The sequence below is a fragment of the Rhodanobacter ginsengiterrae genome (assembly GCF_050026815.1).
Taxonomy (GTDB): domain Bacteria; phylum Pseudomonadota; class Gammaproteobacteria; order Xanthomonadales; family Rhodanobacteraceae; genus Rhodanobacter; species Rhodanobacter ginsengiterrae.
This window is the reverse complement of the sequence record NZ_JALBWO010000031.1, coordinates 1-22812: the sequence shown is the minus strand read 5'-3', so window position 1 is coordinate 22812 and position 22812 is coordinate 1. Positions and strand designations below refer to the sequence as shown.

Below are 22812 nucleotides of genomic sequence, written 5' to 3'. Positions count from 1 at the left end.
GGAGTTCCCATGTCTGTTTCCGCTTTGTCGCGGCGTACCGCACTGATCTGGCTCGCGCTCGCCAGCGTCTGGCTGCTGGCCGCTTCGAATGCACGCGCCGCGAGCCCGGATGCCGCGCAACGCGCCGCCTTCAGGCAGGCGTATGCGGCGGCCCAGCAAGGCGGCGACGGCTGGCGTCAGCTGGCCGGCAACCTGCGTGACTACCCGCTGTATCCGTACCTGCCCGCGGCAGCGCTGCAACACGATATCCAGCAGATCGATCGCGCCAGCGTCGAGGCCTATCTCGCGCAATACCCCGACTGGATCCCTGCCGCCGACCTGCGCCGCGCCTTCCTGCTGGAACTGGCGCGCCGGCAGGACTGGAGCGGCTTTCTGGCGTTGTATCAGCCGGGCCTCGGCGACGCACTGAGCTGCGATGCACTGCAGGCGCGCCTGGCCGGCGGCGACAAGCTGGATTTCCAGCGTGATCTGGCCGATCTGTGGACCCGCACGAACCTGCCCGATGCCTGCGATCCGGTGCTGGCCGCGGCGCATGACCAGGGCCTGCTGACCACCGCGCGCCTCTGGACGCGCATCGACCGCGCGGCCGATGCCGGCCAGGCCGGCACCATCACCAGCCTCGCCGGATGGCTGCCCGACAGTGAGCAGGCCACGGCGCAGCAACTGGTCATCGCACTGCGTGATCCGGCGGCCGCTGTTGCCGATGCGATGACCTGGCCAGACGGTACGCGCCAGCGCCAGGCCGTCACGCTGGCGCTGACCCGACTGGCCCGGCGCCAGAGCGACAGCGCCGACGCCGCGTGGCAGCAACTGCAGACGCGTTTCAGCCTGAGCGAAGCCCAGCGCAACCGGATTGTGCGCACCCTGGCTCTGTTCCATGCCACCGACTTCGACGACGACGCGCTGGCCCGGCTGATCGCGCTGCCTGCAGCGGCGCAGAGCGACAGCACCCGCGAGTGGCGTGTGCGCGTGGCGCTGGCCCGGCAGGACTGGAGCGCGGTGCTGGCCGGCATCGACGCGATGCCGGCCAGCCAGCAGCAGGACGGTGAATGGCAATACTTCCGCGCCCGCGCGCTGGCGGCGCTGGGTCGCGCGGACGAGGCGCGGCAGCAGTTCGCCAGCCAGGCCGGGCAGCCCACCTTCTTCGGCTTTCTCGCCGCCGATCGACTCGACCAGCCGTATGCGCTGTGTCCGCTGACGCTGGCCGACGACCCGCAGCGCGAGCAGCAGTTGCTGGCGATGCCGGGCCTGCTGCGGGCGTTCGAGTTGTACGCGGTGGACCTGCCGAAGCTGGCCCGCCGCGAATGGAACCGGGCGCTGCAGGGCAGCGACGTCGCCACGCAACGCGTAGCTGCCGACATCGCCAATCGTCGCGGCTGGTACGACCGCGCCGTGTTCACGCTGAGCAGTGGCGACGCGCTGCGCCTGTATGCGCTGCGCTTCCCGCTGGCCAGCCAGGACGGACTGGTGCCGCAGGCCGAGCAGGCCGGCATCGAACCGGCCTGGGCCTACGGCATCCTGCGCGCGGAAAGCGCGTGGATGAGCGACGCCCGTTCCGGCGCCGACGCGCGCGGCCTGATGCAGTTGTTGCCGACCACCGCCGCGCTGGTGGCCAGCCGCAACGGACTGGACTGGGCCGGTGGCGACAGCCTGTACGACCCGGTCACCAACATCGCGCTGGGCACGCGCTACCTGGCGCAGATGGCGGCGCGCTTCAATGGCTCGCCGTGGTTGGCCAGCGCCGCCTACAACGCCGGACCGAACAAGGTCGACCAGTGGCTGGCCGCGCGCGGCACGCTGGCGCCGGATCTGTTCGTGGCGACCATTCCGTACAAGGAAACACGCGAGTACGTGGCGCGCGTGATGGCCTTCAGCCTGATCTACGACTGGCGAATGGACGGTGCCACGGTGCTGCCGTTGGCCACACGGATGGCGGCGATCGGCCAGCCGTACACGCTGCCGGGCAGCGGCACGCCCCGCCGTGCGGTGACCTGCCCGGCACCGACGACACCGGCCAGCAGCGCCAGCGTTTCACCCTGATCGCCATCTCTACGCAGCTTCATCCAGGAACTCCGCCCATGGCCGCAAAGCAACTCGTCATCCTCGGCGGCACCGGTTTCGTCGGCCAGCACCTGGTCGCCCGACTCGCCGCCGACGGCCACCGCATGCTGCTGCTCAGCCGCAATCGCGAACTGCATCGCGAACTGGGTGTATTGCCCGGGGTCCGTCTGCGCAGCGCCGACATCTACGACGACGACACGCTGCGTCGGCATCTGGTCGGGGCCGATGCGGCGATCAACCTGGTCGGCATCCTCAACCAGGGCGGCCGGCACAGCTTCCAGCGCGCGCACGTGGAACTGACCCGGCGCCTGATCGCCGCATGCAACGACAGCGGCGTGCGCCGCCTGCACCAGATGAGCTCGCTCAAGGCCGGCCAGGGTCTTTCGCAGTATCTGAAGACGCGTGGCGAAGCCGAAGCGCTGGTCAGGGCTTCCGGCCTGGCCTGGACGATCTACCAGCCCAGCGTGATCTTCGGTGCTGGCGACGGACTGGTCAGCCGCTTTGCGTCGCTGTTGCGCAAGTTGCCCGCGCTGCCGCTGGCGCGCGCGAAGTCGCGCATGGCACCGACCTGGGTCGGTGACGTGAGCGAGGCGATTGCGCGTTGCGTCGGGGACGACGCGCTGTCCAGCCAGCGCAGCTTCGAGTTGTACGGCCCCGAAGTGCTCAGCCTGGGCGAGATCGTGCGCAAGATCCGCGACGCCGCCGGTGTGCGCACGCCGATCATCGGCTTGCCCGACAGCCTGGGGCAGTTGCAGGCACGCGTCGCCGAACTGCTGCCCGGCAAGCCCTTTTCGCTGGACAACTTCCGTTCGCTGCGCACCGATTCGGTCGGCCGGGTGGACGGTTACGCCACGCTCGGCATCACGCCGCAGCCGCTGACGCCGTGGCTGCCGGTGCTGCTGCAGGAACCGCCGCGACAGCGCCGGCTGGCCGCCGCGCGCGCGCTGCGCCGCTGAACGTCCGCGCGCTTCAGCGCAGCCCCAGCAACAGTCGCAGGCGGTCCAGCTCGCCGGCATAGGCCGGCCCCCGCGGTTCCCGCCAGCGCAACGGTTCGCGCAGCCGCGCCGCGTTGCCCGCACCGCCTGGGCGTCGGTTCACATGGACATCCAGACAGCGCTGATCTTCATCGAGCTGGAGGAAGCGCAGCAAGCGCAGCAACTGCAGCGGTGGATCGGCCAGCAACGACTCATGCTCATGCACGAACACCCGTGCTGGATAGAGCTGCTGCCAGTGCGCGGCGAGTGCATCGTAGTCGTGCCAGAAACTGGCCAGCTCGTCCAGGTCGTAGCTGAATTCGTGGTTGTCTGCGAACAACTGCCGATAGCAGCTGAAGCAGTTCTCCAGCGGATCGCGCCGGCAGTCCACCATGCGCGCGCCGGGCAACATCGCCATCGCGGCGCCCATCACGTGCCAGTCCTGATCGCTCTGGTCGATGAAGCAGTGCTTGTCGTCCTGCGCGCGGACCGCGCGTGCCAGGTAATCCCGGCCAAGTCGCGCCCAGTCCGCCGCCGTCGCCGCGATCGTCCATTGCGGAAACCCCTGCTGTCGGCGCCTCGATTCCTCCTCGATGATCTCGCGCAGGTGTTGCGGCCGATCGCTCGCATCCACCTGCGCGTGACCGGCCAGCACCCTTCGCAACAAGCCGCCGCCCGAGCGTGGCAGGCCGGCAATGAAGACCACCTCCGCGCCCAGCTGCGGATCCTCCGGCTCCGGCGGCGGGGAAGCGAACGCCGCCCGGATGCGTCCGATCCGGGCGGATACCAGCGCCGCGTTCCAGCTCAGCTGTTTTCGCTTTTGTCCGTTGGCCTTGCGCAGCGTACGGAATGCGACATGGTATTCACGCCGATCCTCCAGACATCGGCTCAGCGCGAAACCCAGCATCACGCGTGCCTGCGGCAGGATCCCGGGACGTTGCATGGCGGCTTTCAGGCGGGACAGGTCGTCCTCGTTGAAAGGCTCGGACTGCAGCCGCGCCAGCCCCAGCCACGCCTCGGCGTGATCGGGCTCGTGCCGCAGCGCCTCGCGATAATTCGTGCATGCGGCCGCCACCGCGCCCAGGCTGGCCTGAGCCTCAGCCAGCAGGCTGCGCATCACCGCATCCTCCGGCGCAAGATCCACCGCGCGATGCAAGGCGGTGATGGCACCGGCCGAACGCCCTTGTCGCTGGAACGCGCGGCCCAGGCTGAACCACGCCGGCGGGAAGTCAGGTGCCAGTTCGCAGGCGCGCCGCAGCGACGAAAACGCGGCGGCAAACTCGCCGCAGCTGTACAACGACATGCCCAGATTCATGTGCAGCAGCGCGTTGTCGAGGTTCGCGGCGAGCGCCTGGCGCAGGATCGCCACGGCCTCGGCATGATCGCCGCGCATGTGCGCCACCAATCCACGCAATCGCCGTGCTTCGACAAAGTCGGGCGCCAGCGCCAGCAGCTCGTTCAGCGCCGCACCCGCCGCGTCCAGCTCCCGCCGCGCCATCGCGATCGTGGCTTCATCGTAGCGCTGGCGTGCCGCCGGCGGCAGACCGACGGCACGGTCGCGCAACAGCGGATGAACCTGCATTGCCGCCATCTTTGCTTCCCGGACTACCCCATGACGGCCAGCTTAAGCGAGGGGAGCCACATCTGGAAGCGGCGAGCTCGGTGGACAGCCCTCGAAGAGTCGGGGCAATGAACGGCCGTACCAGTTGGCCATGGAAGCAAAGGCAGTCGACAGAAATCACCACGATGGCAGCGCAACTTCTTCTACCATGAGTTCTTGTTCACCCAGGAAACGTTGAACATGCCCGGCAATCCGGCAGCCCCCCACTCGCTAGATCACACCGAGCTTTCGGCGGCCGCCATCCAGCATCTGCTCGAAGCACGCGCGGCCCTGAGCCGCGGCCTGGTGGAAATCGCCGAATCGTCACTGGCCCGCGCACTGGCCCTGGCACCGGAATCCACCGAGGTGCACCGGCTCATCGGCATTGCCGCCCTGATGGGCAACAACGCGCCGAAGGCAATCGGTCATCTGCGCCGCGCACTGGCCGGCAGCCCCGACGACCCTACGCTCAACATGAATCTGGGCAGCGCACTGATCGAGACCGGCGAGTCCGACGCGGGCCTGGGCTACCTGCAACGCAGCTGTGAACTCACGCCCGAATCGGCCTCGGCCTGGTACAACCTTGGCAAGGGCCTGCAGTTTTGCGCCCACATGGAACGCGCCCGCGACGCCCTGCAGCGCGCCCTGACCATCCAGCCGGGCTACCTGCAGGCGCGCAACACGCTGGCAGCCGTGCTCGCCAGCCTGGGTGATACACCCGCCGCCGTGGCGACCCATCGGCAGACCCTGCGCCAGCATCCCGACTGCGCCACCGCGTGGTTCGCCCTGGCCAACCTGAAGGTCGAGCCATTCGACGCAAGCGATATCGCGCAGTTGCAAAGGCAGCTCGCTCGCACGGATCTGCCGGATGACTCGCGTCTGCTGTTCGCCTTCACCCTCGCGCAGGCGCTGGAAGACCACGGCGACTATGCGCGGGCATTCGAAGTGCTGGGCGAGGCCAACGCCATGAAGCGGCGCAACATCTACTGGAGTCGCGACGAAGAGCGCGCCCGCGTGGACGCCATCGCCGAAGCCTTCGCCAACCCGTTGCCGACGCCGCTGGACCCCACGCTGGGCAGGCAAGTCATCTTCGTCGTCTGCCTGCCGCGTTCGGGCTCCACGTTGACCGAGCAGATCCTGGCCTCGCATCCGCAGGTCGAAGGGGCCGATGAAATACTCACCCTGCCGCAGCTGCTCGATGAGGAATCCACGCGCCGCGGACAGCCGTTTCCCGCATGGGTGCCGGCGGCCACTGCCGAGGACTGGCAACGCCTGGGCAACGACTACCTGGTCCGCACCAGCCACTGGCAGCAGCATCGCCTGCGCTTCACCGACAAGAACGTCGACAACTGGGCCTTCGTCGGCGCCGCCCTGGCGATGCTGCCTGGCGCCCGCGTGGTGAATTCGCGCCGCGATCCGCTGGAAACCTGCTTCGCCTTGTATCGCCAGCTGTTCGGCAACCAGTCCGTCCATTACAGCTACGACCTCGACGATATCGTCGCCTACTACGCCGGCTATGCGCGACTGTGCCAACTCTGGCAGCGGCGCCATCCCGGACAGTGCTTCGACCACCACTACGAAGCGCTGCAGGCCAACCCCGAAGTCCAAATCCGCCGCCTGCTCGATTTCTGCGGACTGCCGTTCGATCCCGCGTGCCTGGCCTTCCACCAGTCATCACGCACGGTACTGACAATCAGCGCAGCGCAGGTAAGGCAGCCGTTGCGGCGGGATACGGCGCGTAGTTCGCGCTACGGCGAAAAACTTGATGCGCTGCGGGCGAAGCTGCAGGCGGCGGGAATGCGAACGGCGGGTGCCTGAACTGGCCACTGCAAATGAGGCAAAGTCCAAAACAGAGGTCAGTGTGCACTTTCCGAGGGTAGTTCAGATCTTTTAGGCCTGCCGATTTTGGCGGGACCTGCGTGACGGGACAATTGGGCCTCGATCGCGGTACGGAAGCGCGCGGTTTCATAAGCGTGCTGACGCTGCAGATGCAACCGGAGACCATCCAGCTCATCGGTGGAGATGGCCTGCTCGACGAGTGCGCGGTAGGCCTCACGACGTTGGCTTTCGTCGGCGCCAAGGCTCAGATAGGACGGATGCGGATGAATCAGGGTGTCCACTCCCCCATCCTCGCAGCCCGAACCAAGCCCCATCATCAGCTCGGACCACCACTCCTCGTCGGATAATGTCTCTGAACCCTTTTGCCTACGTGAGCCTGTGCCACGCACGACATGCACCTGGACGGAATCCGCGATGACTGATGAGTGTTTGGCAAGTAGCAAGGGCTGCTAACGCGGTCCTAACCAGAACGGTGACTGGCGCGATCTTGGCGCCGTATGAAACACAACGGCTGGTGGTCAGCGGCAAGACGGGACCATCATGATCTCCGACGCAGCTCAGAGACGGTTTTTTGCGTGCCTATTGACCCGGACGGCGAAATGACGACCCCTTTGTTGGACCCCAATGTTGCGCGACAGTAAATGTCTCTGGCCCTTTGTTTTTTATTTTTCTATTTTGCAATTGATAACCAAATTGACTTAATGTCTCTCAAAAGCACACTGACTCCGTCATTATGATTCTTTCCCCCGAGCACCAATAGACTTTTTTCTAGCATTTGAAATATTAAGCGTTTTTGCTCGTAAGAATCTCCATGCTTGAATTTAAGATAATCAATCCTTATTCTGAAATCCATATCGCCACTTTTTTTATTCAAAACAAATTTCTCGGGAAAGCAATCGTCGTCTCGCACTATGGCAATACAGTCCCAGTTTTCCACCCCTAAATCATAATTGCGGGAATCAATATAAGAGTTAATCGTGTCGACTACACTCTTTCTCGCATTTCTGAATTGATCACCGACATCCGCCTCAAGCTCTGCGCCTATCCATAATTTCATACGCAAATAGCCTCAATAGTCATTTTATTTTTTGGATGACGGCGGCCGTTTAACTTTTTGTAACCAATTATTTTTTTATGCTGCCATTCATGCATCTCCTTTTTTGTCCCAGTAGCCTCCTTCTGATAATCTATTTTATTTTCCTTCATGTATTTCTTCGAGTATCTCTTTTGTGTGCTAAATCGCCGTTCGCCACGCGTTGTTTCACCATACTTCTGCACTTCACCTGTTTCCGAATCTCTTAAAGAGTAGCCCTCCGCAGGCTTGTCATCCAATTTACTTCCGTGCGTCTTGGCTGTGCTAGAACCTGCATCAGCTTCACTCGATTCTGCTGCCTCACCACTCGACTCAGCGAGTGCATCGCCCACTTCCTCCGTCGCGGTAGCAGCCACTTCTGTCGTGGCTGCGGCAGTTTCACTTACCGCTGCAGCTGTCTCTGACACCTCAGCTGCAGCAACTAAAGCCTCGACTCCCTCATAAACTAAAATTGCTTCACCAATACATAAATCTTCAACGCACTTCCCGGTTGGATCGGTGTGGTTGATCGGATTGTTATTGGCATAAGCATACCGATTGAACCCAAACACATCCCCCGGCACCGGCCCCACCGGATCGACGCTGAGCATGTGCCCCGCCCCCGCATCGTAATACCGCGCCTGCATATACGTGAACGCCGTCTCCGGATCATTCACATGCCCGGTAAACCCCGGCTGGCTCTGGTTCGGCCCGCTGTACAGACCCCCGTACGGTCGGTAGCTGAAACTCGCCGTGACATTGCCGCTGGCGTCGGCCTCGCGTACCGGGCTGCCGAGCCGGTCGGTCAGCAGGTAGGTGACCGTGTTGCCCTTGCATCGAAAAAGGGGTCGAAAAAGGGGGCAGAGACATTATTCACGACCGATCCCGGGAGCTCGGGACTTTCCTGGCGGCCAGCCTCGCGGCCTTGCCGTCGCGACGCGTCGCAGTTCTGCCTCAATGGCGTCTTGAAACCGGCTGGTTCCCAGGGCACGCTGCTGTTGCACGTAAGCGCGAATCTCGCTCATTCGATTCTCCCCGATCGCTTCAAGGAACAAGGCACGATAGGCAGCGCAGCGCTCATCAACTGTCACACCCAACCGAGCATACTCGTCGTGCGGGTGAACGAGACGGTCGGTCACGCCCTCCGCGTTGGCGCGGTAGCTTGACCAGGCGTAGTCGCTCGGCGCCTCCACCATCGCGGCGCGCACAGGGTTGAGCTCGATGTAGCGGTAGCAAGTGAGCAGATAGCGCTCACTATCGATCAGGCAGGACTTGTAGCGCCCCTCCCAAAGCGTGCCGCTGCGCCGATAGGTCGCATTGAAGTAACCCACATAGCGGCGACCGAGAGCTTGCATCGTTCGCGCGACGGCGCCGGTCACCTCCGGCGTCATCAGCAGGTGCACGTGGTTGGTCATCAATACATAGGCGTGGACTCGACAACCGTGTGCCAGCGCTGCCTCACCGAGCTGACTCAGGTAGCACCGGTAGTCCTGCACGCGCAGGAAGCACGGCTGGCGATTGTTTCCGCGCTGGATGACGTGTTGCGGAACCCCGGGCAAGTCCAGACGGCGCTGACGTGGCATGACGGCCTTCCGCCATCTTCTGACTGCCCCCCCATCCTCGCAGCACCAACCAAGCCCCATCATCAGCTCAGACCACCACTCCTCGTCGGATAATGTCTCTGACCCCTTTTGCCGCTGACCCCTTTTGCCGGCTGCCGCATGAAACACAGCGGCTGGTGGTCAGCGACAAGACGGGCAACTACTCTTCGGCATCGCCGGGGAAGAGCAAGTGCAGGCCTATTGACTACGGACGGCGAAATGGTGACCCCTTTGTTTCCTTTGTTGTCTTTGTTTTACCCCTTTGTTTCTTCCTTTGGCCCTAAAAAGGCGAAGAGAAAAGAGCCGAGACAACCAGACCTACTATCGACAAGATCACATACAGCCAACAGAAGACCATGTTCCGCGTACGTGCTGTCGGTTGCTCCTTTGAAAAGCCCATTGCAATGCGTTTGTACTTGCCGTTACGCACCAGTGCCCAGTAATTAACAAACGCCCAAGCTAATATCATTGCTACTAACTGATATTTCGGCGCTCCATAGATCAATTTTTTGCCGGTCACACCCGCGATCGACGTGGCTATCGCTAAAATATTGACATACGAAACCGATGCCACGACGTACATGGCGTTGAATTGCGGCACGTCGCTTTCGCCCCAAGTCGCTAAGTTCCATGCGTAAAGACGGTAATACACGTAGGTATAGCCACGCCAAACCTTACGGAACGGCCATCCCAACAAGTTCATCAGCTTGCCTTTCATGGCCTGCCCTGAATTGGAACCGCCCCATAGGGCGTCCATGCCTCTCCGTTCTGAGCATCTTGATAGATCATTTGTTCATTCGCCTGGAGTAATGGACCCCAACCTATGGTTGCATCAACTCCGAAGTAACCACCGGCGGCTATCCAGCCGGGTGGGCCGCCAAGCTCGCCAAGGGTACTCATTCCAATATCTAAACCACTCTTTTCTGCGCCAGCATAGTCCCCATGAGCTATATCAGCTCCTCCTTGGACCGCGCTGATACCCGTACCAACGAGGAAAAACCCTCGTCCTATTATCTTAAGACGCTCCGCCGATTTCTTCACGGCATTTCGGCCGCCAGTTGCGCCATTGCCACCCCACCCGTTCAAATTCCACTTTCCGTTCTTACCCTTCCACATGCCCCCATGAACGCGCGACAACTCTCGCAGCGCCATGGCACGGGCGGCAGCTTCAAGGCTTACGCCTTCGATCGCCTCGGCGCGCGTTCCTCCTCCATGATCAGACGTATATCGCTGAGCCATGCAGGACGCTGAGCAAGGCGGTGGCGGTGGCGAATCAACACAAGGCTCTTCGCCGCAGTCTCTCGGCGGGCTAGTGTGGTTGGACAACCGCCCATCCGGATCGATGTTTCCGATGGGGTTGTTATTGGCATAAGCATACCGATTAAACCCAAACACATCCCCCGGAGTCGGCCCCACCGGATCGACGCTGAGCATGTGCCCCGCCCCCGCATCGTAATACCGCGTCTGCATATACGTGAACGCCGTCTCCGGATCATTCACATGCCCGGTAAACCCCGGCTGGCTCTGGTTCGGCCCGCTGTACAGACCCCCGTACGGTCGGTAGCTGAAACTCGCCGTGACATTGCCGCTGGCGTCGGCCTCGCGCACCGGGCTGCCGAGCCGGTCGGTCAGCAGGTAGGTGACCGTGTTGCCCTTGCATCGAAAAAGGGGTCGAAAAAGGGGGCAGAGACATTATTCACACGCGCGCCTTTGGCTGATCACGCTGACGGTCGCAGGCCGGAACTGGGGTTTGGCTTCGAGCCAGTCACTCTGAAAGGTCGCGACCGTCGGCACCCGTGTTGTACGCAAGACCGCACGCGGACCGAGCCACCAAGGGGCGGGCCTTGAGCCCGTGAGCCTGTGCCACGCACGACGTGCACCTGGACGGAAGCCGCGATGACTGATGAGTGTTTGGCAAGTAGCAAGGGCTGCTAACGCGGTCCTAACCAGAACGGTGACTGACGCGATCTTGGCGCCGCATGAAACACAACGGCTGGTGGTCAGCGGCAAGACGGGACATCATGATCTCCGACGCAGCTCGGAGACGGTTTTTTGCGTGCCTATTGACCCGGACGGCGAAATGGTGCCCCCTTTTGCCCTGGCGTCTTCATGATCCGCCGCCCCGCCGCATCGTAGGCGTAACTGCCCACGCCCGGCACCGCCAGCAGCTGGTTCTTCGCATCGACGTGGCCAATTAAAGCGTCCAAGAACTTGATCTGCAGAGACGCGATCGGACTTAATTAGCCACGTCCCCTTTAGTCCGCTGCGCCAACCACACGCCCTGCGCATCCACCACCAGCACCTTCAGGCGCGTACCGCGGCGGTTGCGGAAGACGAACGCCGAGCCGTCCAAGGGCTCGCGCTCCAGCACCTCACGCACATGCACCAACAATCGATCCGCGCCACAGCGAAAATCCACCGCGCCGCTGACCAACCACCACACCCACACTGCCGGTCCGAAACCCCCAACCTTGCCCCGTCTGCCCATCGCTGCGCCCTCGTGAAAACTGGAGCGCATCGAAGCAGCGTGGCAGGGTCGAGGGAAGATGTGGTGGGCGGACGCTTACCAACATGCCGGCCACGGGGACGACCGACAATAAAGGGCGGCATTTAATTACCTCCGTCCCCTTTGATTCATCTCGATCTGTCCGACATCGGCGGCTATCAGGGTATCCCGATCGTCAGCGTGCGTGAGGCACTGGCCCTCATCCGATAACCAGCCAGCACAGGTGTCAGGCGGACATGCAAAAGGCCCGCATCGCTGCGGGCCTTTTGCTTCATGGATCGTCAGGAAGTGAACCTAGAACCGTTTTTGCGCATGGGATTGTTATTCTTAATTTATAATCACCGGATGAAATTTAAATAAAATCGTATCATTGCGAATCATCGCGTAAAAGTACGGATCCCCAACTTTACAAGAAACCATGCGCAACTGATCACCCGGCACAAGGTTAGAAGTTATCTCAATCCACTCCTGATTTTTCTCCGGATTCGGATAGTTATCCCACCGCTTCACCGCGTCAATTACTTCGGACTGACTCAACGGAACGGACACCCTGCAATTTGGCAATCCCAGTCTCTTAGCAATCGACCTTGGCTCCATCTTAAATACCTGCGGCATAGAAGCGCAGCCCACAACAGCTAAAGTGATTGTGATTACGACAATCAAACCCATGCGACCCAAAAACTGCTCAAAGTAGTGGCGATTAATGGATCGCATCTGAAGCCTCATTGAAAGGCATTTGATGATCGAATAACGGGTTAGCCCAACCGCGATTGGGCAATCCGGCCCCAGAGTATATTGTATGAAGAATCTCGTGCCCAAAAGTCTGGCCAAAATTTGTGGAGGCCGCGCCATCTCTGTAAAAAGTGATCGGACCGTCAGCAGGAGCCCCAGTCGGGTTGGCATTTACGTCGGCGATTGTATCAGGATGCCCAGGTTTCAAGTAGTTGACTGCAATAGTCTGAATTGTCTCCATATGACTAACAATGGTGGATGCGGATACTGTTTGATCAGGAATTCCAAGCTTTCCATTTCCTTTGATCGTAACTGACCCACCTTTCGCTGCGAGATTCTTGGCGGCAGAGTATTTGGCTGTCATCGCGGCTTCCTTGCCAAGGATACGACTTCCCCGGTCGGCATGAAAAAACTTAGCAAATTTGCTTCCGCTCGATAGGGCTTGCTCTCTCGAAATTGTGTTTCCCTTCTTGTCTTTGAATCCATCAAATGTGCAACTGTCCTTCCCATCCACGGTGCTGCACTTCCGCCCATCCGGATCGGTAAACCGCATGGGGTTGTTATTGGCATAAGCATACCGATTAAACCCAAACACATCCCCCGGAGTCGGCCCCACCGGATCGACGCTGAGCATGTGCCCCGCCCCCGCATCGTAATACCGCGCCTGCATATACGTGAACGCCGTCTCCGGATCATTCACATGCCCGGTAAACCCCGGCTGGCTCTGGTTCGGCCCGCTGTACAGACCCCCGTACGGTCGGTAGCTGAAACTCGCCGTGACATTGCCGCTGGCGTCGGCCTCGCGTACCGGGCTGCCGAGCCGGTCGGTCAGCAGGTAGGTGACGGCGCTGCCCTTGTGACGCGCGATCAGCTTGCCGTTGAGGTAGATGTAGTTGGTGCCCTGCGCGGTGGCCGCGTCGTAGCCGAACATCAATTGGCCGGCGTGGTTGTAGAACGAGTAGGTCGCCGCGGCGGTGCCGCCCACGGCGGGCGTCTTCATGATCCGCCGCCCCGCCGCGTCGTACGCGTAGCTGGCCACGCCCGGCACCGCCAGCAACTGGTTCTTCGCGTCGTACGTCATCGAGAGCGAGCTGAACACCACGTTCTGATGGGTTCGGTTGCCGTAGACGTCGTACTGGTAATTGGAGAAGCCGCCGTTTGGCAGGCTCATGGTGGCAAGCCGGTTATTGACGTCATAGTTGAGAGAGAACGCCAGCCCGGCGGCCTGCCTGCTGCGCAGATTGTTGAGGGCGTCGTAGGTATACGCCTCGGTACCCCACGCATTCGGCGCGATCGCCGAGGTCAGCCGGTTCAGCCCGTCGTAGCCCAGGGTCTGCGTGTTCTGACCGTTGACCAGGTCGGTGACGCTAGTGAGGTTGGCATCCTTGTCGTAGACGTAGGCCTCGTTCAGTCGCTGCGTACCGCCAAGGGCATAGCTGAGGCCCGACGGCAGCAGACGCGCATTCTTCTGGATCAAGGCACTGATGCCATTGCCCAGCATGTAGCTCTGCGCCGTGCCGTCCGGGTAATACTGCACGCCGCTGGCGTAGCCGCCGGCCTGGGTGGCGCGGCCCAGCGCATCGGGTGCGTAAGCGACGCCTTCGGCGGGACTGCCGGGGTAGCCGATGGCGGAAAGGTGGCCGTAGGCATCGTGAGCGTAGCCGAGGCCCCAAGCCAGGTTGTTGCCGGGAAGCCAGAGCACCTCCCTGGTAACCATGCCGCGGAAATTGTAGTCGTAGCCCTGGATCGCGATGCCCGAAATGGTCGTCTTGAGCTGACCCAGTGCATCGTAGGTGTACACGGTGCCTTGCGTACCCGTCGGCGGCGAGATCGTGAGCACCCGGTTCATGGCGTCGTAGGTACGCGCGGTTTTCACATCGGCTGCCACCTGATCCTGACCACAGCCGCTGCCGGTGATGGCCAGCCCGGTCGCGCTCCAGTCCAGGTTGTTGGCCGCGTCGTAGTGCATCACCGTGCTGCCGCTTTCCGGTTCGGTGCTGCGGCACAGGCGGTGGTAGATGTCGTAGCTCAGCGTCTTGGTGACGCTTTCGTTTTCGGTGCCGTACAAGCCGGATTGGGTGATCGACAGCGGATTACCATAGAGGTCACGGGCGATGGTCTGGGTGATGCCGGCCGGCGCCTGCACCTTGATGACGGCGTCGCCACCGGGTTCATCGAACACCTGGTAGCTGGTGGTGGTGACGTTGCCCTTGGGATCGGTGACCTGGCGGCGTGCGCCGGACAGGTAGGCAGTCAGGCTGGTCAACGGGCCGAGTTCGGAATCCTGGGTGCTCTGGGTAGGCCGGCCCAGGGCGTCATAGACGTGATGCGTACCGCTGGTGATGGCGGACAGCGCCGGGGTGCCTGCCACCGGGTACGAACTGAAGATTGTCTGCCCTTTGGCGTCATAGCCGTTGGCCGTGCTGGTATCGGAGCCGGCCGCGCCGATGATCGAGGTGTCGCTGAGCAGCGGGCGCAGCATCGCGTCGAAGTAGGTAACGGTGGAGGCGTTGCCGGTGGTGACGGTGCGGCGCCAGTGGTTGGCGGCGATACCGCGTTCGGCACTGGCCACGAAATCGTAGGTGAAGTGGGTGGGGTACCAGGCCACTTCGTCGCCGGCGGGATAGCTGACCTGGGTGATGCGGCCTGCCGGATCGTAGCCGTAGCTGGTGGTATGCCCGGCCTGATCGGTGATCGCGCTGATCTGGCCGAAGTCGTCGACCGTCAGCGACTCGCTGGTGCCATCCGGATAGCCGATCGCCTGCGGGATGCCGCGCTTGTAGCTGCCCAGCGTGGTGGTGTGGCTGTTGCCGTCGGTGAAGCTGACCAGCTGACCGGCGCTGTTGAAGGTGTAGTGCATCAGCGTCTGGCCGAAGCGGGCGCGCGTCAGCAGCGTGTCGTTGCCGGGGTCGTAGGTGTTGAGGCTGTCGATCTCAGGGCTGCCAGCGTTGGTGACATTGGTCACCTGCAGTGGCAGCCCCAGAACCCATAGGCTGGTGTCGTTGAGATAGGAGGTGGTTTCTTCAAGGTAGCTTGAGGTGATCGAGTTGAAGCGTTTGGTCTGGGTGACTTGGGCGTAGACGTCGAACGACTCCGCCTGCCAGGTGTACCTGTCGCCGTCCTGCTCAATCACCCGCTGGTTGAGTGGCGAATACCGGCTCGTCTGATCCCAATTGACCCAATCCTGCAGATTGCCTCCAGCGCTTGCAGGCAATGGCGCGGTGCCAGGCGGGGCGTAGCTGCTGATCTCCGAGCGCAGCAGCGTGGAGCTGGTTGCCGCGCCCGTGTAGTAGTCCGTCCGCAACAGCTGACTTTCGGTGTAGTCGTACCGGTTGCTGAAAGTGTTTCGCTGGGTGCTGCCATCCGGATTGATCACGTCGGTGGTGACGGTCGTCGGACAGCCGCTGCCGCAATCGTCCCAGCTTTCGTGAGCGGGCGAGTAGTTGTAGGACCACGTCGCGGCGGCCACGCCGGCGCCCGACAGTGTTCGCTCGGTCACCGTGAATCCGTACCAGGCATCCGGTATGGCGGCGTAGCTGGACTGCGTCAGCGGATCGCCGTTGGCCATGCCCCTGCATTCGCGTGGCACGTAGGAGCGCCCATGCTTGACGGGCCTGATGGTGAAGACCCCGGTCAGGCCGGAGGGATGGGTTACCGTACCACTGGTCGGATTGAGGTTGGCCGGCACGCTGAGCGTGGTGCAAGTGCCTCCTGATGCAGCGCTCAGACTCGCCGAATCGAAATTGACAAGGTCGTAGTGCCACTGGCTGCCGTCAGGCAAGGTCACGGCGGTGAGAGAGGTGCCGTCCGTGCTGTACGCGTACGTCCAGATGCGTGCGGCGGCACCGGCGGCGGGTTGCAGGGTGACGCTATGGATGCGTGGCGTTCCACTCACGTATTGCACCGTCAGGGTGCGTCCATCACTGGCCGTGATGCCGGTCAGGTTGCCATTGGCGTCGTAACTGTAGGTCAGGGCGTTGCCGAAGCGGTCCTCGATGCGAGGTGACCAGCATCAGCGCGGTTTTCCGGTTCAGCAGGTTGGTCGTTGGCGCCGCGTGGGCTTCCGAGGACCCACTCAGCAGACCGAGCAGGTCAGCCACCGGGTCGGCGGGGAGAGTAAAGAGATGGTCCAGAAACCCGTCGCGCGGGAAGCGGACGCCCACGGAATCCTCGTAAAGCGGACGCGACATCGTCGGCGCGTAGCGGTAGACCAGTTGATTGAACCAGTATCTGGTGCCGTCAGGGGCCTGCGCGAGGAAGCCCTCGCCCGGCTCGCCGTTGGCCGTCGCGGCCAGGCAACTGAAGCGCCAATGGTTCTTGGTGACCACGGGATAGGTCCCTTGACTTCCCACATCCAGATTGGCCAGCAAGTCCTCACCACCACCCCCCGGCATGACCAGGTGATAGCCCTTCCACCAGGCATCCGGGGTCCAAGGCACGAGCGCCGCGTCACCCGTGTGCTCGGAAATGTCCGGCGGGGGAGCGAACTGGCTGCAGCGGGCATTGGCACCCGCGGTCGTCGCGGCATTCACCTGCCAGCCTGATACGGTGCGCCAACCACTACTGGTGTATGTGTAGCCGCTGCCGGTAAAGGTCTCCAGATGCGGCAACTCGATTGACCAGTCGCCGAATGCATACTCGGCGCGCTCGAGTCGGGCAGCATAACCTTCGGTCTGGAATTTGCGACTGAACTCCAGCGCCGGACCGTCACCGCTCAAGCTTGCATCGGTTTGCTGGAACGACAGGCTGCCGTCGTAGAGGCTGATGTTCTCGCCGAACGGATGCTCACCCAGCGGCTGGATATCCTCGTTGACCCGGATGAGTTTCTTGTATTCGTCTTCGGGGGTGAACACCGTTGACTGGGCGTGGGCCACGTTGGCCAACGCAAACAACGCCACTGCCCACAGGCAGATCCCTTGCCGAGTGTTGCGCATTCCGTTTTCCCCTGTGCCCGGCTTGAAGCGCGGGATCGGGGCAAGACTCCGCCTCGCCATCGCCGGCTGTCAACGAGCAGGTTCCTGCGACAAGCGAATTCATGCCGCCGACACGATTCACCGACGCAATGTGAGTGCGTGGCATCATCCCGCCATGCACATCTATCTGGTCGGCGGCGCGGTCCGCGACAAATTGTTGAAGCGTCCGGTGGTCGACCATGACCGTGTGGTGGTCGGCGCGCTGCCGGACGAATTGCTGGCGCTGGGTTACAAGCCTGTGGGCAAGGATTTCCCAGTGTTCCTGCACCCCGACACGGGTGAGGAATATGCGCTGGCGCGGACCGAGCGCAAGAACGGGCGCGGCTATCACGGCTTCGTGTTCCAGGCCGATGCCACGGTGACGCTGGAACAGGATCTGGCGCGGCGCGACCTCACCATCAATGCGATCGCCGAGGACGAGCACGGCGTGCTGACCGATCCCTACCATGGCGTGGCGGACATCGAAGCGCGCGTGCTGCGGCACGTGTCGCCGGCCTTCGTGGAAGATCCGGTGCGGGTGCTGCGGGTGGCGCGGTTTGCCGCGCGCTTCGCCCCGCTCGGCTTCACCGTGGCCGACGAAACGATGGTCCTGATGCGGCAGATGGTGGCCGATGGCGAGGTCGACCACCTGGTGCCCGAACGGGTATGGGCGGAAACGCGCAAGGCGCTGGGCGAGGCGCAGCCGTCGGCGTTCGTGCGCGTGCTGCGCGATTGCGGTGCGCTGGCAGTGCTGTTTCCGGAAGTGGATGCGCTGTACGGCGTGCCGCAGCGCGCGGAGTTCCATCCGGAGATCGACACCGGCGTGCATGTGGAGATGGTGCTGGATGCCGCCGCGCAGCTTGCCCCGGGCAACGACGTGGTGGGCTTCTGTGCGTTGACGCACGACCTCGGCAAGGCGCTGACCCCGCCGGATGAACTGCCACGTCACATCGGTCACGAGCATCGCGGCGTGGCACCGCTGCGCGCCCTGGCCGCACGCCTGAAGGTACCCACGGAGCACGCCGCACTGGCCGAACTGGTCTGCCGCGAGCATCTGAATGTGCACCGCGCGTTCGAACTGAAGCCGACCACGGTGTTGCGGCTGCTCAGCGCGACCGATGCGCTGCGCCGGCCGGCGCGGCTGGAGTTGTTCCTGGCGGCGTGCGCAGCGGACAAGCGCGGGCGGCTGGGTCACGGCGACGATGCCTATCCGCAGGCTGACCATTTTCGCAACGCGCGGGATGCCGCCGCTGCGATCGACGCGGCCGACTTCGTCGCACAGGGCCTGACCGGCCCGGCGATCGGCAAGGCCATGGAAATTGCGCGGCTGGATGCCATCGCGAAACGGAAAGCAAACTCTTCGCCAGGCTGATCCGCGGTATAAAGGCCGGATGATTTCGCCCCTTGCGGGCGGCTGTGGCCCACCTTTTCCGGAGTTGCCCGTGTCGAGCGCCTTCAACCCGCCCCCCCCCTTGCGCCAGCGTTTCCGTCCGCTGCTGTGGCTGGCGATCACCTACCTCGCGATCACCTTCGTCACCCGCGTGGTCCTGCTGGTGATGTCCGGCGCCGAAGTGACGCACAACGCGTTCAACCTGGCCTACGCCTTCGGCGTGGGCCTGTTCTACGACGTGGTCACCTTCATCTACGTGGCGTGGCCGCTGGTGCTGTTCCTGTGGATCGTGCCGACCCGCTCCGGGCGCATGGCGCCGCTGCTGCGCTGGCTGATCTACGCGGTTGCCATGACGCTGGCCTGTGCGCTCTGCATCGGCGCCCTGCACCTGCATTACCACGCCAGTCTCAAGCAGACCTGGCCGGTGCTGCTGCCGTTCCTGTTCGTGCTGCCGCTGACTGCCTTCACCTACACCTCGCGCGTCGGCCAGTGGGTGCTGTATGTGTTCGCCCTGCTGCTGATCTATGGCCTGCTGTTCGTGGGTGCTTCGGAACTGGTGTTCTGGAATGAGTTCAGCGTGCGCTTCAATTTCATCGCGGTGGACTATCTGGTCTACACCACCGAGGTGATCGGCAATATCCGCGAGTCGTACCCGATCGGCCTGTGGGTGATCTTGCTGGCGGTGCTCGCACTGGTGGTGTTTGCGTTCGGCCGCCGCGCCCTGCGCACGCGCGACGACGGCAGCCGCTTCTGGCAGCGCGGCAAGGTGGTGTTGCTGTGGCTGCTGCTGACCGTGGTTTCGGTGGCCGCGGTCAACGGCGGCATGAAGGATCGCACCGCCAACAATTACGTCAACGAGCTGGCCGGCAACGGCATCTACCAGTTCTTCAATGCGTTCCGCAGCAGCCACCTCGACTACGCGAAGTTCTATCGCACGCTGCCCGATGACGAAGCTTTCCAGCGCGTACGCGACATGCTTAAAACACCCGAAGCCAGCTACGTCAGCAGCGACCCGCACGACCTCACCCGCGAGATCCGCCGCAGCGGTCCGGAGAAGCGCCTCAACGTGGTGCTGATCAGCGTCGAAAGCCTGTCCGGCGATTACCTGGGCACCTTCGGCAACCCGCAGAAGATCACCCCCTATCTGGACTCGCTGGTCGACCACAGCCTGTTCTTCGACAACCTCTACGCCAACGGCACGCGCACCGTGCGCGGACTGGAGGCGCTGGCGTTGTCGGTGCCGCCGACCCCCGGCGATTCGCTGGTGAAGGCACCCAACAACGAAAACCTGTTCTCGCTGGCCGATATCTTCAATGCGCGCGGCTACCAGTCCGACTTCGTCTACGGCGGTTACGGCGAGTTCGACAACATGAACCAGTTCTTCGGCAGCAACGGCTACCGCGCGGTGGACCGGCGCGACATTCCGAAGAGCGCCACGATTCATGGCGAAAACGTGTGGGGCGTGGCCGACGAGGACCTGTACACGCTGGCGCTTGGCCAGATGGACCAGATCGCGGCCTCCGGCAAGCCGTTCTTCCTGCACATCATGACCACCTCGAACCATCGCCCGTTCACCTTCCCCACAGGCCGGGTGAAGCAGGCCAACGGCACCCGCGAGGGCGCGGTGGCGTATACCGACTGGTCGATCGGCGACTTCATCCGCCGCGCGCGGGAGAAATCCTATTTCGACGACACCATCTTCGTGATCACCGCCGACCACTGCGCCTCCAGCGCGGGCAAGACCAGCGTGCCGATCAACCGCTATCACATCCCGCTGTGGATCTACGCGCCGAAGCACATCCCGGCGCAGCGCGTGACGCGGCTGATGAGCCAGGTCGACATTCCTCCCACCGTGCTCGGCCTGCTCAACTTCAGCTACCGCACGCGCTTCTTCGGCTACGACCTGTTCCAGCTGGAAGCGGGGCGCGAGCGCGCGTTCCCGGCCACCTACGAGAAGCTTGGCTACCTGCATGACGATGTGCTCACCGTGCTGGAACCGCAGCGCAAGCTGGAACAGATGAAGCCGGACTATGCCACCGGCGATGCCACCCCGATCGAGCCGCAGCAGCCTTCGGAGATCACCGACGCGGTGGCCTACTACCAGGTCGCCAGCGAGCTGTTCAAGCGCGGCCAGCTGGTGCACCGGCCGGCCGATGCGACGCCAGTGCAGCCCTTGCCCGCTCCGGCCGGCTCGGTTCCCGCGCCTGCCAGTTCGGCCGCGTCAACGCCCGTGGCGGTTCACTGAAAAAGCTTCCACGCTCGCCAGCACCCTGGCGAGCGGCGTGCGCAGCAACAGCAGCGCCATGAGAATGCCGGTGCCGTCGGCCAGCACGTCGAAGGCATCGGCGTCGCGTGGGGGATCCAGCCACTGCGCGCATTCGATGAAGATGCCGAACGCCAGACAACCCAGCGCCGCCCAGCCACGCGGGCGGCGCCCATCGTAGACGTTGCCCCACCAGCCCATCAGGCAGGTGAAAGTGGTCGCGTGCAGCAGCTTGTCGCCATACGGAAACGCCAGCGTGATGCCCGGGTCCGGCGTCAGCGCCATCCACAGTGTCCAGCCCATGATCAACGCGCCCAGCAGCACCCAGGCGCTGTGCCAGCGCAGCCGTCTGGACGGCTGAACCCACAAGGCTCCGCTCAAAGCCGGCCACCCTGGTCGGCCGCCATCAACTCGGCGGGCAGTGGCAAGGCCTCCAGTCCGCGTGCCAGCAACATCGTCTGGAAGCGCTCGCCCATCTGGTCAGGCAGCATCAAGCGCTTCACCTGCTGGGAAAGCCGGTAGCGGGCATGTTCGTCGGCGGCGTGCGCGTGGGCGTCCTCGAACACCTGCTGCAGGCCGGCGCCGATCAGGAACTGCGCTTGTGGCAGATACGCCGCCACGCCGAAACCGGCGCTGTTGCCGGCCTCGGCCAGCGCGGTGAAATCGACCGACGCGGTGAGGTCGTTCAAGCCCGGCAGGTACAACGGATCGTTGTGCGCGTGGTGGCGGTAATGCGCCATCAGGGTGCCGTCGTCGCGTTCGGGCAGGTAGAACTCGCGGCGCACGTAGCCGTAGTCGATGAACAGCATCACGCCGGCCGTCAGCGAGCCGGCCACGGCCTGGATCCAGTACGGCAGTTGCGGCAGGATTTCCGAGCGGTAGCCGTCGACAAAGTCGGTACCGAGATCACGCTCGACATGGCGCACGGCGCCGGACACCAAGGCATCGGCCGGACGGTCGCTGCGCTTCAGGCGACCTTCGCCGTCCAGCATCACGTACTCCTCGTAGACCTCGCCAGCGCGCGTGGTGAAGCGGGTGGCCGGCAGCGCGTCGATCACCTCGTTGGCAAACAGCACACCGCGCCAGTCCTGCCCGGGCGGACGATCCAGCCATTCGACGCGGGCGTTGAGTGCAGCCGACAGGTTGGCCCGCAGCCGTTCGCGCTGGCGCTCGCGCAGGTCGGCGCTGGGTTCGAGGATCAGATACTTCCGCGGCAAGGTGCCGCTGGCCGCCAGCGCCTTCAGCGCGGACTCGGCGAAGGCGCCGCTGCCACCGCCCAATTCGAGAAAGTCGGCCGCCTCGCCCAGCATCGCCAGCACCGGCTGTATCGCGTTGACCACGCAACCGGCGAACAGCTCGCCGAGTTCCGGCGCGGTGACGAAATCGCCGGCCGCGCCGAACTTGGTGCGGCCGGCGCTGTAGTAGCCCAGCCCCGGCGCATACAGGCAGCGCTCCATGTATTGCGCGAACGGCATCGGCCCGTGCGAGGCGATCTGCTCGCGCAGCAGTTGCAGCAGGTGGTCGGAGTGGGCGCGCTCGTCGGCGCTGGCTTCGGGTAAACGGCTTTTCATGCTTGCGGCTCTGGATTTCAGCGCCGCAAGGATAACGGATGACGCCGCCGGACCCGGGGGGTTGGCCCCCCCGCCCAACACCCGCCCCCCCCGCCCCAAGCCCCAAGCAAACCAACGGAACCCCCCCCCCGCCGGCCCCCCAACCCGGCCCCCCCCCCCCAGGCCCGGGCCCCCCCCCCCCCCGCACAGCCCACACCCCCCCAGGTGACCGCCCCCGCGGGGGGGCGCCTTGCGACAACCCGCACAGCCCA

At 63.4% G+C, this 22812-nt stretch carries 18 protein-coding genes and 1 pseudogene; 6 read left to right on the top strand and 13 right to left on the bottom strand.

What is annotated here, in order from left to right; all coding sequences use genetic code 11:
• Window positions 1-9: 9 nt before the first annotated feature.
• Both ACQGNJ_RS00285 and ACQGNJ_RS00280 read left to right on the top strand, forming a co-directional pair.
• Entirely contained in the window at window positions 10-2040 is a 2031-nt protein-coding gene (locus ACQGNJ_RS00285) for a transglycosylase SLT domain-containing protein (RefSeq protein ID WP_426687245.1), read from the top strand.
• A 38-nt stretch (window positions 2041-2078) separates the two neighbouring features.
• Window positions 2079-3017: a complex I NDUFA9 subunit family protein gene (locus ACQGNJ_RS00280; RefSeq protein ID WP_426687244.1), complete on the top strand. Its 939-nt coding sequence runs from the start codon at window positions 2079-2081 to the stop codon at window positions 3015-3017.
• A 13-nt stretch (window positions 3018-3030) separates the two neighbouring features.
• On the opposite strand, the gene ACQGNJ_RS00275 is transcribed toward ACQGNJ_RS00280, so the two are convergent.
• The gene (locus ACQGNJ_RS00275) at window positions 3031-4626 is read right to left on the bottom strand and encodes a tetratricopeptide repeat-containing sulfotransferase family protein (protein ID WP_426687243.1); all 1596 of its coding nucleotides are present in this window, start codon (window positions 4624-4626) and stop codon (window positions 3031-3033) included.
• Window positions 4627-4836: 210 nt separating this feature from the next.
• Between ACQGNJ_RS00275 and ACQGNJ_RS00270 the strand changes: the two genes are divergently transcribed.
• Entirely contained in the window at window positions 4837-6453 is a 1617-nt protein-coding gene (locus ACQGNJ_RS00270) for a tetratricopeptide repeat-containing sulfotransferase family protein (protein WP_426687242.1), read from the top strand.
• A gap of 38 nt (window positions 6454-6491) precedes the next feature.
• Here the strand turns inward: ACQGNJ_RS00270 and ACQGNJ_RS00265 are convergent, their stop codons facing one another.
• The 5 genes from ACQGNJ_RS00265 to ACQGNJ_RS00245 all read right to left on the bottom strand — a co-directional run bounded on the left by ACQGNJ_RS00265 (window position 6492) and on the right by ACQGNJ_RS00245 (window position 9904).
• A complete protein-coding gene (locus ACQGNJ_RS00265) occupies window positions 6492-6755 on the bottom strand; it encodes a hypothetical protein (protein WP_426687241.1) in 264 nt (87 codons plus the stop codon).
• 389 nt (window positions 6756-7144) lie between these two features.
• Window positions 7145-7531: an Imm44 family immunity protein gene (locus ACQGNJ_RS00260; RefSeq protein ID WP_426687240.1), complete on the bottom strand. Its 387-nt coding sequence runs from the start codon at window positions 7529-7531 to the stop codon at window positions 7145-7147.
• Window positions 7528-8355 carry an RHS repeat domain-containing protein gene (locus tag ACQGNJ_RS00255; RefSeq protein WP_426687279.1) on the bottom strand — a complete coding sequence of 276 codons (828 nt, stop codon included), beginning with the start codon at window positions 8353-8355 and terminating at the stop codon, window positions 7528-7530. Before ACQGNJ_RS00255 ends, ACQGNJ_RS00260 begins: the two co-directional genes overlap by 4 nt.
• A 60-nt stretch (window positions 8356-8415) precedes the next feature.
• A complete protein-coding gene (locus tag ACQGNJ_RS00250; protein ID WP_426687239.1) occupies window positions 8416-9129 on the bottom strand; it encodes a transposase in 714 nt (237 codons plus the stop codon).
• A gap of 298 nt (window positions 9130-9427) precedes the next feature.
• Window positions 9428-9904: a hypothetical protein gene (locus tag ACQGNJ_RS00245; RefSeq protein WP_426687238.1), complete on the bottom strand. Its 477-nt coding sequence runs from the start codon at window positions 9902-9904 to the stop codon at window positions 9428-9430.
• A gap of 185 nt (window positions 9905-10089) precedes the next feature.
• On the opposite strand from ACQGNJ_RS00245, the gene ACQGNJ_RS00240 reads away from it, so the two are divergent.
• Window positions 10090-10398, top strand: coding sequence for a hypothetical protein (locus ACQGNJ_RS00240; protein WP_426687283.1), 309 nt, complete (start codon window positions 10090-10092; stop codon window positions 10396-10398).
• 90 nt (window positions 10399-10488) lie between these two features.
• On the opposite strand, the pseudogene ACQGNJ_RS00235 reads toward ACQGNJ_RS00240, so the two are convergent.
• The 5 genes and pseudogenes from ACQGNJ_RS00235 to ACQGNJ_RS00215 form a co-directional block, all read right to left on the bottom strand.
• A pseudogene (locus ACQGNJ_RS00235) lies at window positions 10489-10779 on the bottom strand (RHS repeat-associated core domain-containing protein); the annotation flags it as partial.
• A 604-nt stretch (window positions 10780-11383) separates the two neighbouring features.
• Window positions 11384-11665, bottom strand: coding sequence for an IS66 family insertion sequence element accessory protein TnpB (gene tnpB, locus ACQGNJ_RS00230; protein ID WP_426687237.1), 282 nt, complete (start codon window positions 11663-11665; stop codon window positions 11384-11386).
• 315 nt (window positions 11666-11980) lie between these two features.
• The gene (locus ACQGNJ_RS00225; protein ID WP_426687236.1) at window positions 11981-12367 is read right to left on the bottom strand and encodes a hypothetical protein; all 387 of its coding nucleotides are present in this window, start codon (window positions 12365-12367) and stop codon (window positions 11981-11983) included.
• Window positions 12354-16280, bottom strand: a complete 3927-nt coding sequence (locus tag ACQGNJ_RS00220; RefSeq protein WP_426687235.1) for an RHS repeat domain-containing protein — start codon at window positions 16278-16280, stop codon at window positions 12354-12356. The genes ACQGNJ_RS00225 and ACQGNJ_RS00220 overlap by 14 nt, the downstream gene beginning before the upstream one ends.
• A gap of 25 nt (window positions 16281-16305) precedes the next feature.
• On the bottom strand, window positions 16306-17319 hold the full coding sequence (locus ACQGNJ_RS00215; protein WP_426687234.1) for a hypothetical protein: 1014 nt from the start codon (window positions 17317-17319) through the stop codon (window positions 16306-16308).
• Between the two features lie 154 nt (window positions 17320-17473).
• On the opposite strand from ACQGNJ_RS00215, the gene ACQGNJ_RS00210 reads away from it, so the two are divergent.
• Window positions 17474-18709: a multifunctional CCA addition/repair protein gene (locus tag ACQGNJ_RS00210; RefSeq protein WP_426687233.1), complete on the top strand. Its 1236-nt coding sequence runs from the start codon at window positions 17474-17476 to the stop codon at window positions 18707-18709.
• 70 nt (window positions 18710-18779) lie between these two features.
• Window positions 18780-20972, top strand: coding sequence for an LTA synthase family protein (locus ACQGNJ_RS00205; RefSeq protein WP_426687232.1), 2193 nt, complete (start codon window positions 18780-18782; stop codon window positions 20970-20972).
• Here the strand turns inward: ACQGNJ_RS00205 and ACQGNJ_RS00200 are convergent.
• Complete coding sequence (locus ACQGNJ_RS00200; protein ID WP_426687231.1) at window positions 20949-21359, bottom strand: VanZ family protein; 411 nt, start codon at window positions 21357-21359, stop codon at window positions 20949-20951. The genes ACQGNJ_RS00205 and ACQGNJ_RS00200 overlap by 24 nt on opposite strands.
• Before the next feature lie 8 nt (window positions 21360-21367).
• Complete coding sequence (locus ACQGNJ_RS00195) at window positions 21368-22561, bottom strand: class I SAM-dependent methyltransferase (protein ID WP_426687230.1); 1194 nt, start codon at window positions 22559-22561, stop codon at window positions 21368-21370.
• Window positions 22562-22812 lie beyond the last annotated feature (251 nt).